Annotated in this window: 15 protein-coding genes; 11 read left to right on the top strand and 4 right to left on the bottom strand. The window is 34.4% G+C overall.

Features of this window, described 5'->3' with window-relative positions; all coding sequences use genetic code 11:
* Positions 1-2 precede the first annotated feature (2 nt).
* Positions 3-1547: a DUF4118 domain-containing protein gene (locus tag KF816_00375; GenBank protein MBX3006456.1), complete on the bottom strand. Its 1545-nt coding sequence runs from the start codon at positions 1545-1547 to the stop codon at positions 3-5.
* A 237-nt stretch (positions 1548-1784) separates the two neighbouring features.
* Here KF816_00375 and KF816_00370 point away from each other — a divergent pair, with 237 nt between their 5' ends.
* Both KF816_00370 and KF816_00365 read left to right on the top strand, forming a co-directional pair.
* Entirely contained in the window at positions 1785-3119 is a 1335-nt protein-coding gene (locus KF816_00370) for a hypothetical protein (protein MBX3006455.1), read from the top strand.
* A gap of 12 nt (positions 3120-3131) precedes the next feature.
* Positions 3132-3791, top strand: a complete 660-nt coding sequence (locus KF816_00365; protein MBX3006454.1) for a TrkA family potassium uptake protein — start codon at positions 3132-3134, stop codon at positions 3789-3791.
* A 39-nt stretch (positions 3792-3830) separates the two neighbouring features.
* On the opposite strand, the gene KF816_00360 is transcribed toward KF816_00365, so the two are convergent.
* Positions 3831-4208 carry a hypothetical protein gene (locus KF816_00360; protein ID MBX3006453.1) on the bottom strand — a complete coding sequence of 126 codons (378 nt, stop codon included), beginning with the start codon at positions 4206-4208 and terminating at the stop codon, positions 3831-3833.
* Positions 4209-4519: 311 nt separating this feature from the next.
* On the opposite strand from KF816_00360, the gene KF816_00355 reads away from it, so the two are divergent.
* The 3 genes from KF816_00355 to KF816_00345 all read left to right on the top strand — a co-directional run bounded on the left by KF816_00355 (position 4520) and on the right by KF816_00345 (position 7126).
* Complete coding sequence (locus tag KF816_00355; protein ID MBX3006452.1) at positions 4520-5137, top strand: hypothetical protein; 618 nt, start codon at positions 4520-4522, stop codon at positions 5135-5137.
* A 141-nt stretch (positions 5138-5278) separates the two neighbouring features.
* Positions 5279-6316 (top strand): histidine kinase, encoded by a 1038-nt coding sequence (locus KF816_00350; GenBank protein ID MBX3006451.1) that lies wholly within the window; start codon positions 5279-5281, stop codon positions 6314-6316.
* Between the two features lie 54 nt (positions 6317-6370).
* Positions 6371-7126, top strand: coding sequence for a response regulator transcription factor (locus KF816_00345; GenBank protein ID MBX3006450.1), 756 nt, complete (start codon positions 6371-6373; stop codon positions 7124-7126).
* Between the two features lie 26 nt (positions 7127-7152).
* Here KF816_00345 and KF816_00340 read toward each other — a convergent pair whose 3' ends face one another.
* Entirely contained in the window at positions 7153-8025 is an 873-nt protein-coding gene (locus tag KF816_00340) for an arsenic efflux protein (GenBank protein ID MBX3006449.1), read from the bottom strand.
* An 82-nt stretch (positions 8026-8107) separates the two neighbouring features.
* Between KF816_00340 and KF816_00335 the strand changes: the two genes are divergently transcribed.
* Positions 8108-8488, top strand: a complete 381-nt coding sequence (locus tag KF816_00335; GenBank protein ID MBX3006448.1) for a transcriptional repressor — start codon at positions 8108-8110, stop codon at positions 8486-8488.
* 31 nt (positions 8489-8519) lie between these two features.
* Here KF816_00335 and KF816_00330 read toward each other — a convergent pair whose 3' ends face one another.
* Positions 8520-9152 carry a response regulator transcription factor gene (locus KF816_00330; protein MBX3006447.1) on the bottom strand — a complete coding sequence of 211 codons (633 nt, stop codon included), beginning with the start codon at positions 9150-9152 and terminating at the stop codon, positions 8520-8522.
* A gap of 89 nt (positions 9153-9241) precedes the next feature.
* On the opposite strand from KF816_00330, the gene KF816_00325 reads away from it, so the two are divergent.
* From KF816_00325 to KF816_00305, 5 genes are all read left to right on the top strand, one after another.
* Complete coding sequence (locus KF816_00325) at positions 9242-11179, top strand: HAMP domain-containing histidine kinase (protein ID MBX3006446.1); 1938 nt, start codon at positions 9242-9244, stop codon at positions 11177-11179.
* A 121-nt stretch (positions 11180-11300) separates the two neighbouring features.
* Positions 11301-13625 carry a FecR domain-containing protein gene (locus KF816_00320; protein ID MBX3006445.1) on the top strand — a complete coding sequence of 775 codons (2325 nt, stop codon included), beginning with the start codon at positions 11301-11303 and terminating at the stop codon, positions 13623-13625.
* Positions 13626-13641: 16 nt separating this feature from the next.
* Positions 13642-18426, top strand: a complete 4785-nt coding sequence (locus KF816_00315) for a PKD domain-containing protein (protein MBX3006444.1) — start codon at positions 13642-13644, stop codon at positions 18424-18426.
* Positions 18427-18565: 139 nt separating this feature from the next.
* Entirely contained in the window at positions 18566-18925 is a 360-nt protein-coding gene (locus KF816_00310; GenBank protein ID MBX3006443.1) for a hypothetical protein, read from the top strand.
* 186 nt (positions 18926-19111) lie between these two features.
* Positions 19112-19480, top strand: a complete 369-nt coding sequence (locus KF816_00305) for an anti-sigma factor antagonist (protein ID MBX3006442.1) — start codon at positions 19112-19114, stop codon at positions 19478-19480.
* Positions 19481-19527 lie beyond the last annotated feature (47 nt).

The following is a 19527-nucleotide window of genomic DNA, read 5'->3' as shown; positions in this document are numbered from 1 at the left end:
TCTCAACTAATTGGTAAAAATATTATAAACTCTGCTCCACCGGTGCTTTTGTTTTTTGCGGAAATGGATCCTCCGTGAGCTTCGATAAAACCCTTAGCAATTGATAACCCAAGTCCCGTGCCTCCCGTTTTGGTGCCCGGAATACGGTAGAATTTTTTAAACAAATTTTGGATCTCTGCTTCTGGAAATCCCCTGCCGTTGTCAGCTATTGTTATTACTGATTTATCTTTAGTTCTTCTTAAAACAATATTTATTATACAATTTTCATCTGTGTACTCAAGAGAGTTGTGAATTATGTTAAATAAAGCCTGCTCAATAAGACCGTAATCAATCGGTATTAATCCAAGTTCGTTTTGAATTTCTACCTTTATTGTTTTATGGGAATTATAAATCTTAAATTTATCCACTATGCTGTTTACTAAATCATCTAATGAGTGCCATTCTTTTTTAGGTTTTAGATTTCCGCTTTCCAGTCTTGTTATATCTAATAAATTTTCAACTAATCTATTTAATCTTTCAGCCGCAATTGTTGTTTCTTGAACTAATCTTTCCATGATGAAATGATTTTGTAAAATTTTTTTCTCTTTAAATGAGCTAACAGCTCCAAGAATTGTAGTAATCGGAGTTTTTAATTCATGAGATATAGAGTCAAATAAATTTTTATAAAGTTTTTCGGACTCTAATACAACTAGATGATTTTTAGTCGATTCTTTTAATAGCTCTCTTTCAATCGCTATCGCAATCTGGGAGAGAAATGTAGTTATCAACGATTCAAGGTCATTATTCAAAATTGTGTTTTCCTTGAACAAAAAACCAACAACCCCCAATTTCTTATCTTTGGTTGATAGCGGGTAATAAGTCAGCTCTGTAATCGGCATCGTATCTGTAAATCTTCCCGCTTTTTGTGAATTATAAAATACCCAGTTAGCTATGTTAATTTCGGTATCATCAATTGATGTTGTGCTAAATTTGTGAACTTCCGTCTTTGGGCTTGGTTCGTTAATATAAATCAAAAACACTATCTCGGCATTAAAAGTAGTTTTTAATTGCTCAACAGAACAACCAACAACATCATCCAAGCTCTTCGCGGACGAAAGTTCTTTTGCGAGATTGTACAACGCATTCGTTTTTATCTCTCTCGCGTTTATTATTAACTGCTGTGTCTTTATTCTTGAAATTAACAATCCGGAAACCGATGCTATAATAAAATACATACCGAACATCATTGTATCTTCCACTTTTCCAATTCTTAGAGTATAGTAAGGAGGAATAAAAAAGAAATTCCAAACAAAGGCGCTTAATACTGCTGCAAAAAATATTTGCCCCGGTTTATAATTCATTATTGGCAAAAGGGAGATTACAAAAAGAAATATCAGCGATACCGATTGATATCCAATTTGAAAATGTATGTAGTATAAAAATAAGCTTAGTAGTGATATTAGCATCAATACTGATATGTACTTTCCGGTGGTTGATTGTAGGTGTCGGGTCAATCTGACAAATATTCCACTTTTGTAATTCGCTTTTTTTGAACTATTCGGTTTCATTTTTCAAACACACTCGTTGTCAAGGATTAATCAAAATCGCAAATCAAAATTAAACAACAATTAATAAGTACGCTCTAAAATTAAATTGATTTTATATAAAGAAATTATAAATAATGCTACTTTATAAGGGAAATATAAAAACATCGTCACCAATATAAAGATGGTATAAATAATCACGATTTATCTTGCTTATAAATTATTAAAGATCATTTTAGCCCCACAAAAATTTTTAATTATATGTTCAGCAAATTAACTCCAATACAAATATTAACTTTTGGTTATGCTGTTCTAATACTCATGGGGGCAATACTACTTTCTCTACCATTTGCTTCGGCGTTAAATCAATATACTAACTTTGTTGATAGCGCTTTTACTGCGGCTTCGGCGGTTAGTACAACTGGACTAGCCGTTTATGATACGGGTAGCTATTATAGCATTCCAGGACAAATAATAATATTGATACTTATTCAAATTGGTGGTTTGGGGTATATGATTTTTGTCGCTTCAATATCTTTTGGGTTGGGTTCAAATCTGTCTCTTAACGGGAAAAAATTACTTGCCGAATCAATTTCCCGCCCCAGTGGTATTGAGTTGAAAAAATTTATTAAACTTGTCATTATTTTTACTTCGGTTATTGAATTGTTCGGAGCGGTAACCTTGACTGTTATTTTCGCTAAAGATCAACCCTTGGATAGCGCGCTCTATTCGGCCATCTTTCATTCAATATCGGCATTCTGTACGGCTGGCTTTTCATTATACTCATCAAGTTTTGTTTCTTACTCAAACGAATCTTTTATCAATATAATTATTGCGATACTATCAATTACCGGAGGTATTGGATTTTTTGTTTTATACGATGTTTCAAAATATTTTAAAAATATTTATCAAAATAAATATCCAAGAAGACTTTCTTCTCACACAAAACTTGTCCTTTGGGTAACAAGTCTATTAATCGTAGTATCGTGTATAATAATATTTATTGCTGAAGGAAATCATAACCAACCTCAATCATTTTATGATAGAATATTAACGTCATCATTTCAAGCTATATCTGCTTCAACAACAACCGGATTTAATTCGGTTGAGATAAGCTTAATGAAGCCATTGAGTTTATTTATAATAGTTATTGTAATGTTTATTGGTGCTTCTCCTGGCGGTACCGGGGGTGGAATTAAAACCTCAACTTTTGGTGTTGTTCTACTTTTTCTTCTAAAAATATTACGAAACAAAAACGAGATTCATTCATTTCGAAGGTCAGTAACTGATTCGACTGTAAATAAAGCTTTGGGAATAACAATATTTGGTTCCTTTTACCTGACCACTATTGTGTTTGTTCTGTTTGCCTCGGAAAACTTTTCTCTACTTCAAATTATCTTTGAAACAACCTCGGCGCTTGGTACTGTGGGATTATCAATGGGCGTTACCTCATCCTTAAGTGTTTTCGGAAAACTATTAATAACCTTAACTATGCTGGTGGGCAGAGTAGGTCCGCTTGCAATTGCATATTCAATAGTCGGAAAGATCAAATCAACAAATTACAGTTATCCCACCGGTAATGTAATGGCGGGCTAACCAGGAGAATTTATGAAACAATTTGTAGTAATAGGGTTAGGTACTTTTGGTTTTAACTTAGCAATTGAGCTTGCAAAAAACGGTCACGGAGTTCTTGCCATTGATAATGATAGGCAAATAGTAGATAGAATAAAGGATCTGGTTACCGATGCCGTTGTTGGTGACGCAAAGGACAAAGAGATGCTGTCGGAATTTGTTAAAGATACAATCGATACGGCAATATTGGGTTTGGGAGAAATTTTCATGGAAGAAACTGTTTTGGCAATTATCCACTTAAGGGATTTGGGTATAAAAAATATAATAGTTAAATCTATGAATGATTTACGTGGTGAAGTGTATTTATCAGTAGGAGCCACCGAAATTATTTATCCCGAAAAGGAAACCGCTGTTCGTCTAGCGAAAAGATTAACAATCCCTATGTTGATTGATCAAATATCGCTCGCTCCCGAATATGGAATTGTTGAAATTGCTCTTCCAGATTCGCTTGTTGGTAAATCAATTAGAGATTTAAAACTTCGCGAAAAATTTGGTGTTATTATCATCGCCGTTAAAGATATACTCCGTGATGAAATGAACCTTGTGCCTGAGCCAAACTTAATATTAAAGCCCGATGTAGCACTAATTCTTCTTGGCAAACATGTCGACATTAACAAACTGAAAAAATTCATGTAATGAGAACACACTTATAATCTTCATTATGATTTTTGTGTGTTAAAACATTCCATTTTCATTTATCACTTCTTCAGGGAATGCTTGTCCCAAATCCCACATCTCTATAATTCTATTCTCCTCAAACCGAAAAATATGTACAACCGCCCAGCCTAATTCTGCTTGCGATTGCTGAATGAATGAGTGAGTGGCAACAAAATTGTCATCGCACAATACTCTTTTGATATCGAATATTTTATTAGGATTTGCTTTAGCGCTATCTTCCATCGCAATCATTAAGGTTTCGGCATCACCTTTAAAGTATGCGTTGTGATGCTTAAAGTTTTTATGCGCGTACAAATTGAATGCCTTTCTTGATTCCCCGCCTGCCGCTAGATTCAAAAAGTCAACGGCTATTTCTTTAAAAGATATTTCACTCATGTTAATTATCCTTTGGTGATTAAAATGCTGTTGGGTACACTTAGATACTGTTTACTTCAAATTGCTTTTTCAATTCAATTTATTTTATTTACAACAGTTCTATAGTTGGTCTTACTGTTTTAATTGTACATCAATCGTTTAAAAGTTTAAAATAAATTATTCGCTTTAATTTGGGGAAATTTCATCTCTTAAAAAAGCGGACTCATCCTTCATTTTTACCGACTCATCATCAAAAATTTTTAAATCGTCTCCTTCACACTTAGTTTTCCCTCAGAAATTAAAAAACTCTATAAACAAAAAGGAGAAATAAAATGAAAACTAAATTATTATTAATCGTTTCGTTGGCTTTAGCGGCCACACTTATTGCCCAGCCAAAAGAAAAAAATCACCTTTTTACTTTAGGTGAAACAAACTTGGGCGGGTATGTTGCTCTTGGTGGAAAATACACCACTGTAAATTCCGACAATGCCGGTATCCTTGACATTCGTGCGGCGTTAACATTTGATAGCGGCTGGGCAATAGGTCTCGGTGCATCGGGTTTTTCCTACGACAAAAAGTTGAATGCTCTCGTTACAGATGGAACTTATCATCTTGAAGCTGGCTATGCCGGGCTTTTCGTTGAAAAAATATTTTCGATTACCGATGATCTTAAATTCTCCGCCTCTGTTTTGATGGCAAGCGGTTTAACAAAATACAGGTATGATAAAGATTACAGAAAAAATAAAACATGGGTAGAAGAAACAATAGATCAAACAACTTTTTTTGTTACCGAGCCTGGCATAGAGCTAACACACAGAATTGCTGGTAATTGGTGGGTTGCTTTAACGGGCAGTTATAGGCTTTCATCTCCTGTAGAAATGATTGGGACCGATGAAGAAATATTCAAGAATTTTGGCGGCGGCATTAGTTTGAAGTATGGTTTGTTCTAAAACATTTTACATTAAATCTGTTTTGTTGAAGCCGGGATAGTTGCCCGGCTCTTTTATTCATAAATAATTAAATAAACTATAATTCATTTTGTATTATTTTAGAGACCAAATTACTTGAACTCTCAAAACACTATACTATTTGTGATAAATAAAAAATCCATATTCTATGTTATCACCGCAACATTCATTCTTCAGTTCATACTGATACTATACAATAACTTTATTGGGTTTATTCATATTAAAAGTATTGTAGAATTTATTATTCGGTTGTTTTACGGTACTTTTTTTGCCGGTATAATTACTTTATATCTTTTTGTGCTTAACATTAAAACTCTTAATCAGCTCAATAAAAAGTATGGTTGGAAAGAAGCGCTGGCAAAAAGATTATTTGTGGAACTATTTTATGTATTTGTAATTGGGGTTAGCGGAGCAATTATAATTACTACAGTTGTTCAAATCATTTCTCCATACAAAGAATCGTTTGAATGGATTCTTTTCATTAATTCCGTTATCGCCTTTATTGGCAACGTGATTATGATGGCAATTCTAGAATCAATTCATTTTTATAAAAATATCCAGGAATCTAAATTATTAACCGAGACTCTCGAAAAGGAAAATGCTCAAATTAAATTGGAGACTTTAAAGAGTCAGCTTAATCCTCACTTCTTATTTAACAGTTTAAATGTGCTTTCTATATTAATTAAAAAGGATACGGCAAAGGCACAACAATTTGTTGATCAGTTTGCCCTGGTTAATCGCTACTCGCTTGATGTAATTGACAAGCCGGTCGTTGAGCTTAGAGAAGAGTTGGAGTTTTCTAAATCATATCTGTTTCTTCAAAAAATTCGTTTTGATAATTCTATTATTTCAGAAATAAATGTTGACGCCTCAAAACTTAATTATTTGGTACCCCCGCTCGCGGTTCAAACTCTGCTTGAGAACGCGCTGAAACATAACCGGGCATCGGAGGAACACCCGCTTCTATTAAAAATTTTTATTGAGGATGGTTATCTCGTGGTTTCTAATAATCTTCAACCCAAATTTAATCAAACCCATTCAAGCGGAGTTGGGCTTAACAATCTGAAAAAAAGGTATGAGGTTTTAGGTAATTTTGTCCCAGAGTTCATAATTACTGATAAAGAATATATCGCCAAGATTCCTCTTATAATTCAAGAATAGTATATTTTTTTGTGTAAATAGCGCACCCTGCACTTTTATCGGAGCAAAATGAAAATGAACGCTATAATAATAGAAGATGAAAAATTAGCCGCGGAAAGATTAGAAGAATTAATTCATGAGGTTGATTCTTCAATCAAGATTTCTACTAAACTTCGTTCTGTTGAGAAATCAGTTGAGTGGTTAAAAGTGAACAGGCCCGATCTAATATTTCTCGATATTCAGCTTGAGGATGGGCTGAGCTTTGCTATCTTTGAGCAAATTGATATTGATGTCCCCATTATTTTTACAACAGCTTATGATCAGTACGCCATTAAAGCATTCAAACTCAATAGTATCGATTATCTCTTAAAGCCAATTAAATTAGAAGATTTAAGAGAAAGTATAAACAAATTCAAAAATACTAAAACCTCCCGCTTGATCGATTTTGAATATTTAATTAAAAGTATCCAAAACAAAGAAATCAATTATAAAAAAAGGTTTTTAATTCAATACGGACAAAAGATTCGAAAAGTAGAAACTGACGAAATCGCTTATTTTTACGCTATGGACAAAAATGTTTTTCTAACATCATTTTCGGGAAATACTTTTCCGGTTGATTACACACTTGACAAACTTCAAGAAATTTTAGATCCCGAAAACTTTTTTCGGATAAACAGAAAAATGATAATTAGCTTCAAGTCAATAAAAAGTATGATTCCCTTTTCACGCTCTAGAATTAAGATAGAACTGATTCCAAATGAACCCAAAGACATTGATGCGCTTGTTAGTGTTGAACGTTCAACCGCGTTTAAAGAATGGATGGATAAATAATAATTTTACCAGTCTGGGTGGATGAATTAGAAAAAGTAATTGATTACCAATCCCCACCCAATTGAAACCATTATTATCACAGAAATAATTTTAATCCAAATTTTTACAGGCGCTTCTTTTATAAGAATTATTGGACCATACCCCGCGTTAACGCTTAAACCCGCAATTACCGCACCGGCAGATAGACCCGCGTGAAGAAATGATTCGGCAATGGCAATAGAAGCGGCACAGTTTGGTATCAAACCAAAAATAGAGGCTATTAATACTTCTATCCATAAATTTGTTTTCAATGAGCCGATAATTTCCTCGAAGTGTAAAAATGATATTCCCAATCCAAGTATAATGGTTACCGCAAGCACCCAAAAATATATTTTAAAAGTTCTGTTAAGAGCGTGATTAATGATTTTCGTAAAATTAGTTCTTTGTAACTCAGTTTTTATTTCAATTACATGCGGCTCGGAACTTAGTTTTTCGGGACCTTTATAAAGTTCTTTGTTTAAGAAAAAATCTACCAGATACCCGGTTGAAACGGCAATCGCAAATTTTGCCCCTAATAGATAACCAATGAATTGAATTTTTTCTGTGTGGGCAAGTAATACCGGAATGGCTTCATCCGATGTTGCTAAATAGGCGGCAATCAATGTTCCTATTGTTACTTTTCGAGAGATAAAAAGAGATGTTACGAATACCGACATTCCACATTGAGGAATTAACCCCAATATCGTCCCGGCTAATGGCCCCAGTGGACCCGAGATTTTTAGCTGATGAACAAGATCAAGATTTTTAGTGTGTGAAAAATATTCGAGAAGGAAGTAAAGAATAAACAGAATAGGAATCATTAAAAAAGTATCGACAAAGGCGCCAAAGATAATTCCATCAATCCCACTATGTTGATGCACTATAATTTATCCATCTATCATTTCAAAGTGTTGCAAAATTAGGAAAGTTATTTTATTATTGCAACATTGTTGCATTAATCTTATGAAAAACTCAAGAAACACACAGGCAAAGGCCAAAATATTCGAAATTCTTTCATCCTCCCGGGTAGCGTTATCACACCAGGAGATAAAGGAATTATTGGATGTTAGTTGTGATAGAGTTACAATCTACCGCGTACTTGATCGCTTATCATCAGAGGGAAAAGCACATAAAGTTGTTGGTACCGATGGCGTGATGAGATTTGCTCTGTGTAAAGAATGTTTAACCGAACACCACTACGATAAACATCTCCATTTCTCATGCGAAAAATGTGGCGCTGTTCGTTGTCTGGATGAAGATGTTCCTCATATTTCTATTAACAAAAAATATAAAGTCACCGGAGTAAATATTATTGTAAGCGGGATTTGCCCAAGCTGCAAATAAATGAATAATATAAATAATGAGTATCTAATAGTTAGTCTAAAATATTATTTTCTAGTGCATATAGAGCAATTTGAGTGTTGCTGTTCATCCCCATTTTTTGAAGTATCCGAGCCCTGTAGGTATTGACTGTGTTAACGCTGATAGAGAGAAGATCGGCTATTTGACTCACCGATTTACCCAGCGCAATGTGTCGCATAATTTCAAATTCACGATCCGATAAGCGTTCGTGAGGCAGTTTGTCGATATCTTTGTCGACTTCATTTGCTAATATTTCAGCTAATTCCGGCGTAATATATTTTTTGCCGGTTTTTATTTTTCTAATAGCGTCTATTAGGTTTGATTTTGTATCCTCTTTAGAAATGTATCCATTTGCGCCGGCCTGAATTGCGCGCAAACCATATCTATCTTCTTGATAGCCGCTGTACATTAAAACCGGAACTTTTGGGTAAAGCTTCCTAATATCTTTTAATATTTCTAATCCACTTCTACCCGGCAATCCAATATCAAGGATAACAACATCAAATTCTTGATTGTCTAATTTGGATAGAAGTTCCTCTCCACTCTCAGCTTCGAGCACTACCTTCATATCAACTTCTTTGTTGATGTTTTGAATCATCCCGCTTCTAAGCATGGGGTGGTCGTCGGCTATAATTATTTTAATCATAAAAACAGTATTTTAAATAAGTCCTAATTTCAATATGAAATTAAGAAAAAATAAATCAACCTTCATTATTAACATTGGATTAATAGTAAATGTTAAAAAGATTCACTAATAAAATTCCCTGGCAGATTAAACTGGTAATTCTGATGTTATTTATGGCCATAATTCCAGGATTATTGATTAGTTATGGTATAACGGGAGTAATTAGAGATGAGTTAAAAAGCAATATAAATGGGCAGTTAATTTTTTCTTCTAATTCTATTGCCGCGAGTATCGACTCGGAAATCAAAAAAAATATAGAGTTTATTGAATTCACAAAAAACATTATTGAAAACCCCCGACTTGGTGCCGAAGAAAAAATTGCATTAATGGTTTCCAGTGTTGAAAAGATTGATAATCTACTTTTATTAAATCTTTCTATAAACGAAAATAACCGACTTGTTGAAGTATTAAACACAAATAAAGATGTTGTTCATACAAACAGTAATAATCACATTTCGTTTCCAAATAACTTAAAAGCTAAATTAATTTCCGAAATCGATTTTATAACTATTAAAGAAATTCTTGTTTGTAGACCCTTTTATAGTAAAGAACTTGGAACCTGGGTATTTGCTATTGTATTGCACACAAATTCGCCATCTCTGCCAAATGGATATTTGACGGCTCTTTTTAATCTTACTGAAATAGCTTCAGAAATTGAGTCGAATATTTTAAGTAAAATAGGAAGCGTTTTCATAAGTGACGTATCCCAATTAAAATTTCTTTCCAACAAATTTCTGACCGATGTTCCCGATATTGTCTTAAAGGATGCCGTTTCGCTATTAAATAGTAATACAGGAATGACGCTGGTAAATAATTATTATGATAATAAAACTGGCGGAATTGTTTCTTGTTTTTCGCGAACAAAAAATACCAACTGGATTGTAATTTCCAGCATTAAAGAGAAAGCGGCTTATGCGGTTGTTAACGAAGCTTTTATGTTTTTCTTAATTTTTATAATTATTAGTGTTCTGCTTTCATTAATTACGGCATATATTTTTTCAAATCATATCAGTAAACCAATTATAAAAATGGCCGAGGTTTCAAAAGAAATATCGGTTGGCAATTTTGACGCCCGTGGCGATTATGCGGCAAATGATTCTATTGGTCTTTTGAGTGATTCACTTGGTCAAATGGGAGAACAGTTAAAGAAGAACTTTAGTGAAATTGAAAAACAAAAGAAGGAGCTTGAAGATTACAGCAAAAACCTTGAAACAAAGGTTGAGCAAAGAACCGCTGAATTGAACGAATCAAATAGAGAGTTGAAAAAAGCTTATCATCGTGTGTTGGAATTGAATGAAGAGAAAAACGAATTTCTTGGTATTGCCGCCCACGACCTAAAAAACCCACTAACGGCAATAAGCGCATTCGCAGAAATTTTAAAGGAAGACAAAGAACTGCCCGAGGATCAAAGGGATGACTTTTTGGACGAAATTGCCAAAGCATCCAGTAGAATGTTTTCTATTGTAAAAAACTTACTTGACGTAAATGCAATAGAACAGGGCAAATTAAATACTACAATGGAAGAAGTGTCGATTAAGGCAATAAATAGAGAGCTTATTTTGCAGTTCAAAGACGCTATTTCAAAAAAGGAAATTAAAATAATAGAAAATTATTCCACCGACAATTATACTGTTTATGCAGATCCAAACTTAACAATGCAGATATTGCAGAATATTCTTTCCAACGCAATAAAATTTTCACCACCTAATAAAAATATATATTTACTAGTGAGAGAATCCGCTGATCCCGACATTGTTGAAATATGTATTAAAGATGAGGGACCAGGTTTTACTGATGATGATAAGAAAAAATTGTTTCAAAAGTTTGCCCGTCTTTCTGCGCGGCCAACTGCTGGAGAGCACTCAACCGGATTGGGATTATCAATCGTAAAAAAATTAGTTGAAATGATGGGAGGAACCATTCGTCTTAAAAGCGTACCGGGAGAGGGAGCCGAGTTTATAATTTCGTTACCTGTATTCAATAAGTAATATTGTTTATAAATAATGCGATAAACCCGAATCAACCTTTGAATAGTGGTTATAGTCATCACATAGAAATTATTTTCCTAAATGTGTTTAATGGAAAATCTTTCACTCGGAAATGAAACAAATGAATAAATATAGAACAACCCTTTTTTTAATATTTCTGCTTTTTGCTTCACTTAGTACTAGCTCATATTTAGTAGCTCAGCAGAAAGAACCCTCAATAAAACTTGAGTCCGGTTTTAATATAAGACAGTTAGCAGATAAATATTTTGGAAGCGCCGATTTATGGCCGTTTATACTGAAACATAATAGAGTAAGAGAATTGACCGATTTGAAAGTTGGAGAGGTAATAGTAATTCCTCAAAAAAAAGTTGTTCAAATGCTCCAGTCAATCGAAAACGTAAAAGGTTCAATTAAAAAAGCTGTTGAAGTCGGAGCAAAGGTATTGGCAGCCGAACTGCTTACAGACGCAGAAGTGGCTTATAAAAACTCATTAAAGCAGAAAGAATCATTTGAGATTGATTCTTCGATTGACTTTGCAAAACAAGGAGTTTCTCTTGCAGAAAGAGCACACAAACAGACTATTGAAATTAGAGACAAAACAATTGATGCAATTGTTACTTTTAAAAAAGGAACTTTGCAAAAAAGATTTGCTTCTGCACTATCATGGCAGAGCGCAGAGCTGCATGAAAATTTAAGAGAAAATGATGTGGCCAGAACACTTGCTCTTTCGCTGGCAAGAATAACCTTTCACGATTTAAGTCAAATAAAGTTAAATGAAAATTCTCAGGCGGTTATTCAAAAAACAAGAGTTGATGCTTTAACCAATAGATCATCTTCTAAGATTAAAATTGAAAAGGGGGATGCGTATGCCATGCTTCTTAACAGTCCCAAAAAGGATTTTAATTTAGAAATACCGGGGGTTAAAACTAAAATTAACTCAAAATATTTTTGGATTGAAAAGGGGGCCTCCGATACTAAAGTCGCAAATTACAATGGCGAAATCACTCTCGAGACAAGCAACAAAACTGTGGTAGTACAAAAAAATCAAGGCTCTGTTATCAATCAAACTGGCACTCCTTCTGATGCTAAAGATTTGCTTCCTTCGCCTAACATAATTTCTCCCGCCAACATGCTAAACGTTCTCTCTCAAACACAAGAATTTGTATGGAATTCTGTTGATGGCGCTCATAGTTATTGGATTGAAATAGGGCTCGACAATAATTTTAAAACAATGTACGATACCAGGAAGAACATCACTGAGACAAGAACCACTTTCAATAATTTTCAAAAGGGAGTTTATTACTGGAGAACTTGTTCTGTAGATAATTCAGGCTTACCGGGTCCTTTTTCTGAGACAAGATATTTTGTAGTATCTCCAGATAATGACAAACCATTTATTAGTCTTGATTTTCCGCCAAATAATTTTTCTACTAAGGAAAAACAAATGGACCTCTCAGGCAGAACTTCCCCCGGAAGTAAAGTATTTATAAATGACCGGCAAGCCAAAATAACAAGCGAGGGATCATTCAAATATTCTCTTTCACTAATTGAAGGGAAAAGTGAAATAGCAATAAGGGCGCTTAATAATAGTGGATTGGAATCCATTGTAAAGCGAACTGTGTTTTATGAGGGCGATCCTCGAATAATTATTTTAAACGAAACCGGATTAGAGATTGAGGAAAACACTAAAATTACGATCAACCCAATGACACAAAAACTTGTGTTTAAAACAAGACCAATGTCATCGATAGAAATTAATTCAGAAAATGATTCATGGAAGCGAACAGGATACGCTGATACACTTGGCAATTGCAATTTAATTTTACCAATGTTATTCAAAGAAGAAATTATTAGAATAACAGTAAATTCTCTGGCGGGCTATAAACGCACAATTACCGCAATACTTGTTCCCTATTCTGAAAAGCCAGAGATAATTCTTGTGAGTCCCACCTTATCATTTACAAACCGGGAACAAATATCTTTTGTGGGAACGGTTAAAAATGGAAATGCTTTATTTATAAACGATCAAGAAGTAGAACTTGATAACGACAATGGATTCAACATCCAAAAAACTCTTGGTGGCTCTAATAACATCTTTTTATTAAAAGCCCTAAATCCAAACGACGAATATTCTGTTTTAGAAAAAAGGATTTTCTTAGATAAATCCCCCCCCAAATTAATATCGCATAGAGTTCAAAAGGATAACTCTAACAATTTTTTGTATAAAATTATAATTAAAGCCCAAGACAGTTCTCCGCTAAGAAAAACTGCTGAGGTTGAGTTACAGATAAGGGGGTTTATTCAGAAAGAAATATTACGGTTAAACGAACAAAGTCAGACTTACGAAGGATTTGTAAGTGTAGGGCTTGATCAAGCTCCGGTTATTAAGAAAATAGTATTGCATGATTTCCTTCTAAATTCAGAGACTTATCAAATTAGCAAATAAAGTTGGAATTATATAAATGAATCGATTAATATATTTTTCATTATTCTTTCTTATTAGTCATATCTTAATTGGCCAATCTATTAGATATGTTAATTATGGGCCAGCGGCAAGCATTACCGAGGGGGATAATAATTTTATTCAAGTAATTAACATAAAACTACCTCAGGATATTAGTGATAATGTTTACCTTCGTTTATATGATATGAGCTGCGGCTCAAGTTATGATTCTCCCTTCGGAGCGTGGGATTCACGATTTAGATTTAGTCTATTTAAAAATGAATATGCTGAAGAGACTTTTTACCGTCAACCAGATTCACGGGCTACATTGAAACCAGACTTAATTTATACTTTTGAGATTGCTCAAGATAACCGCTATTATAATAAGTGGTACACATTGGCTAATCTTAAAAATTTTGCCAGTGAGACATCTCAATTTACCTTGGTTGTGGAAGGGGTTAGCGGTAACGATGCAAACAATTTTGATTTATTTTTTAGTTCCGATTCATTAGAAAATTTTTCGGTTAATAAGGTTGAAGTGTATTCGTTTGAACCAACACTATCATTACGTAAAAACAATGAAAAGTTCTCCTTTAAGTTTCTTCCGAGCGAAGAGGACAATGAAATTACAATTCATATTTTTGATTTTGATGGTACAAAAACAACCTTCAGCACAGCAATTCAGAACGAATCACCAATTGCAGATAATAATCCTTCGGGCTGGTCGAGCGTAAAATTTTCTCTTGAAGCAATTGAACGAGAAAATTATTGTACGTTCGATATTGCTATCGAAAACAAACCGGTTAACGATATTACTTTTTATATAACCGACAGTAAGGGAAAAAAGTTACCCATTATTCTTCCCGCTTACGTAAAAGAAATTGGACCAGTTCCTACCGCAGAATATTCTTCTCGTTACATTGACTGTAACACACACGAGATAGATTATTCATCATCTTATTCGAAAGAGGGTAACGAAATTCGCTTTCACTGGTTTTTTGATGATGGTTTCAAATCAACCGATTCGAAAGTAGTTAGATCTTACGAGGAACCTGGAATTTATAAAGGCAAAGTAATTATTGAAGAAATTAATAATCGAATTACACGCGCCACGTTGGAAAAATTTCAAACGATTATTAATAACAAACCTAAAGCTGTTATAACAGCTCCTATTGTCGCCGCAGAAAATAGTAATGTTACTTTTAGCGGTGATAAATCATTCGATAAAGATGGAACAATAATAAAATATAGTTGGGATTTAGGAGATGGAAATAGCGCTTCCGGTAAAGCTGTCTCATATAAATATTCTAAATATGGAAAATATACTGTTACTCTCCGCGTAGAGGATAATTTTTCTGATAGCTGTAATTATGACATTGACACTATGAACATAACTATTAATGCTCAACCAATTATATCCGTAGAACCTGTAATCTATGGCGCTCCAAATCAAACTATTAAATTTGATGCTTCCGCCAGTATTGATCCCGATGGTGAGATTATTGATTATGAGTGGAGCTTTGGTCAATTAGGATTAAAAAATGGATCTGTAATTGAAACCTCTTTTGAAAAAGCTGGCGTTTATTCTGTTAAGATTACTTTAATCGATAATTCAAGAGCGCCAAATAATCAATCCTCAGAAATAGTAAAAGTAATAATTAACGATTCTCCGGTTGCTGTTGCCGGATTAGATAAAATTAATCGGCTTGGACAAATTACTCGCTTTGATGCTGGGAATTCGCGCGACTCCGATGGCGATATAATTGATTATGAGTGGGATCTGGGCGATGGAACGCTGTTGAACGGAAAAGTAGTTGAACACAGCTATAAATCAACCGGTTTATATGTTGTGAGGTTGAAAATTAAAGATAATTCTAATATGATAAATAATTGGGCGGTTGATTCTCTACTCGTGGGAATTAATGATTACCCCTTTATTGAATCGAACAATCTCATTTCATCAAATAATAGTAATATTAATTTTAATTACAAGAAGGAGCATTTGCCTACTTCGATTGATTCGAAATACTTTTGGAATTTTGGTGATGGTTCAACCGGGATAGGAAAAACGGTTTCTCACACTTATAAACTTCCAGGAAAATATTTTGTAATCGCAAAAGAAGAAAACAGAATTGGTAACGAGGTTACTACCTTTCAAGATAATTTAAGTGTTGTAATTAATAACCGCCCAATTTCAGATCCGGGACCGGATAGAGTTGTTGCTCCAAACAAAAAAGTAGCATTTACTTCTGCCAACTCTATCGACCCAAATGGCAATATAGTGAAGACTGTATGGCATTTAAATAATGTCCCGATTAGTGAAGAAAAGATTTTTGAGTATGAGTTTGCAAATCCGGGCAATTATTTAGTTGGGCTAGAAGTTGTTGATGATTTTACCCCCCCCTTAAGTGATATAAAATTTATCAGCGTTGCTGTAAATAGTGCCCCGGTTGTCATTATAAATCACACTCCCGTCGCAGCGCCAAATCAAAAAATTACCTTTGACGCATCTAAATCCTACGACGAAGATGGCAAAATTTTAGAGTATCTCTGGAATTTCAGCGATGGATCTTCTCTCAAGGGAGGTGTTGTACAAAAAGCATTTACTTCTCCTGGAATTTATAATGCTCAGCTTACTATTAAAGATAATGCGAATGTTGAAAATTCCATTTCAACAAAAACCGTACAAATCAAAATTAATAGCTCGCCGGTAATCAAAACCGAGGGACTTATTGAAACGTGCGGCAGTGTTGTAAAATTTGACGCTTCCGGTACATCGGATCCCGATGGGGACCCACTTTCATTTACATGGAAATTTCCGGGAGACCAGGAAATTAAAGGAGGGAGTATTATTTCCTATAATTTTAATGAACGCGGGTTAATACCAGTTTTATTAACAGTTGACGATGAAACTGGTTTAACTAATTCTTCAAACTCAACCACCATAATGGTAAATCTTCATGATGCGCCAATTGCAAATGCCGGTGCCGATACAACTGTTTGCGCTGGGGATATAGTAATTTTTAGCGGTTTACAATCAAAATCTTTTAGTGATAATTTATTGGAATATGAATGGCTTTTTAGTGACTCAACAAAATTGTTTGGAAGCAGTGTTTATAAGGTTTTTAGAAAGAGCGGACTTTATAATGTTTTATTAACAGTAAGAGATAATTCCGGTTTGGAATGTGGTTTCTCCCAGGATTACAAAAGTATTAAAGTTACTGAAACTCCCACAGCTAACGCTGGTGATGATTTTACAGCATGCGCAAATAGACCGGTTAAATTTGATGGCTCACAGTCAAAAGATGTTGATGGTATAGTTAATAGTTATGAATGGGATTTTGGTGACGGAGAAGTTGGTGGCGGTGAAAAACCGGAACACATTTATACAAAACCGGGCATCTATAAAGTTACATTAACAATCACAGGCGATATTGTTGGTAATTGCGACAACACTGACAAAGATGAATTAATTGTAACTATCGTAGATGCGCCAATAGCCCGTATTAATTCTATTAATGTATCGGCGCCAAATGAAGATATTCTTTTTGATGGATCGGAGAGCTCTGTAACTTCTGGCATCATTAAAAATTATTATTGGGATTTTGGTGATGGTCATCGTTCAGAAGGGAAAAAAACTAAATATAAATATGCCTCTCCAGGTAACTATAAAGTTACTTTGACCGCCGTTGCGGATTCCAGCACGGAGTGTGGATTTAATTCCATCTCAAAAAAAATTATTATAAATAATAGACCAATTGCTGTTGCCGAAGGGAATATCAACGCCGCGGTTAATCAATTTGTAAATTTTGAGGGAATAAAATCAATCGATCGAGATGGGCAAATAACTAAATATTTGTGGGATTTAGGGGATGGAAAAACAAAGGAGGGCATCAATATTTCTCACAGATATTCCGCTCCCGGAAAATATCATGTTGTATTAAAAGTGGTGGATGATCTTTCAACAAATAACAACTATAGCTTTGATACTTTATATATAACTATTAATAAAACACCGGTTGCTTTATTCGAAGGGCAAAGTTATATATATGAATCGGAGAGTGCGGTATTTGATGCCTCAAAAAGTTACGATGATGATGGCCGGTTAGTGTCATACGATTGGTTTATTGATGACGAGAAGGTTTTTTCCGGGAATATATTTACCAAAAAATTTGAAAAAGCCGGAATTTACAGAATTAAATTAGTGGTAACCGACAACTCAAATGTTGAAAATGGCTCATGCGAAAAAACAGAATATTTGCGTGTAATTAATTATCCTTTAATTACTTTGCCAAAAAGTTTAGTGGTTTGTGAAAATGAAACCTTTAGTATAACACCAACTATAAATTATGAAGCGGGGAGTCCTCCGCTTAACCATAGGTGGGTGATTGATGGAAAACCAGTTGCAGAAAAAACAATTACTTTCGCCGGATCAATTTCGAGCAATCAATTTTCTAATGTTATCTTTGAACTTCTGAACAGCGCCAATAATGTGGTATCCTCAGCCACAACAACAATATTGCGAAACTCGGTCCCGGAAATAACGGCAATTAGAGATACAACAATTGTTTTGGGTGGCGCCAACGATGAGTTATTGTTCTTGGCAGAAGTTATTGATGTCGATGGTGATAATGTTTTATATCGGTGGGATGCGGGAGATGGAACAACTTATTCAAAGCCACAGGCTATGCACAGATACAAGAATCCTGGAATATATAAGGTTACACTTACCGTTGATGACCAAAAAAATACAACATGCAGTACAACGGTCACCTCATTTACTGTTAATGTGGTAAAGAAATAGAAAAGGCCAACATGTGCTTGTCACATTTTCTGTGACAAGCTTTACCTCTTTTTGTTTACAATTCTTTCACATCTTAAGCTATACAGAAGAAGCAGGCTAAAGATCATTTTTACATCAGAAATTTTGATGGAGTTTGAAAATGGTATTAGCATATTTTATTTCTTCGGTATTGGCAATGATCGGATTATCGGGGCTTCTTTTTTATAAACTGGGCGCTACCAGTGCCCGCCGAAAATTGGTTCCTAATAATTCCCACTACATCCCTCATATTGTTCGACACATTGAGGATTCTGCACCTTCTATATTTCTGTCAAAATCAATTACAGCGAATAATCACAATTCCGAATCCGGTTCAGATAACCCGCAACTCAAGTACATCTCAACTCAAGAACAAAAAGAAAATTCAAGGCCAGTTTATGATCAAATCTCATATAAACATCTTACAAAAAGAATGACGCTGGTGAGCGCACCCACAAACCCGAGAATAAAAAATGCTTAACCTAAGTGATTACCCTCAAAATATTTCTCTTTCCGGTATAAAAGAAGATTTTCTGATAAAGATGTTTTATGAGCTACGACTTGAACGAGAGGAGGAAAAGAAACTAATGTTTTCAATCCTCAAAATACTCGTCTCTCGCAATAAATTATATTTATTAAACAATGGTAATAAAATCATGGAGAACCGATGATGAGCCTAAAATCAAAAATTAGTGAGATTAATAACATTACGGTTATTAAGCTTGGCGGAGAGTATGACTCCAGATCTCGCGAGGAAATTAAAGATATTATACTAAGTGGATTAAAGCGGGCAAACAACAAAAAACTCGTAGTTGATTTTTCGGAGCTAACAGGACAGCGTTCAATTGTTGAAACAATACAGAGAGCCGAATCAATGCCCAAAGAATTTAAAACTGTAAAAATTGCTCATATCGAATCTGTATTAAATATGCGACTTGCCAACGATGAAGAAACAATTCATAGAAACCGTGGATTCAAATTTAAATCCTTCCTTAACATCAATGATGGTATTAATTGGCTTAAGGGGCAATCATAAATTTTTTGATGAAACTATTGATTGATTCGTTATAACAAAAATCCACA

It is taken from the genome of Melioribacteraceae bacterium (assembly GCA_019638015.1).
Taxonomy (GTDB): Bacteria; Bacteroidota; Ignavibacteria; order Ignavibacteriales; family Melioribacteraceae; genus JAHBUP01.
Note: the sequence above shows the minus strand (reverse complement) of the source record. Positions and strands in the feature narration are given on the sequence as shown.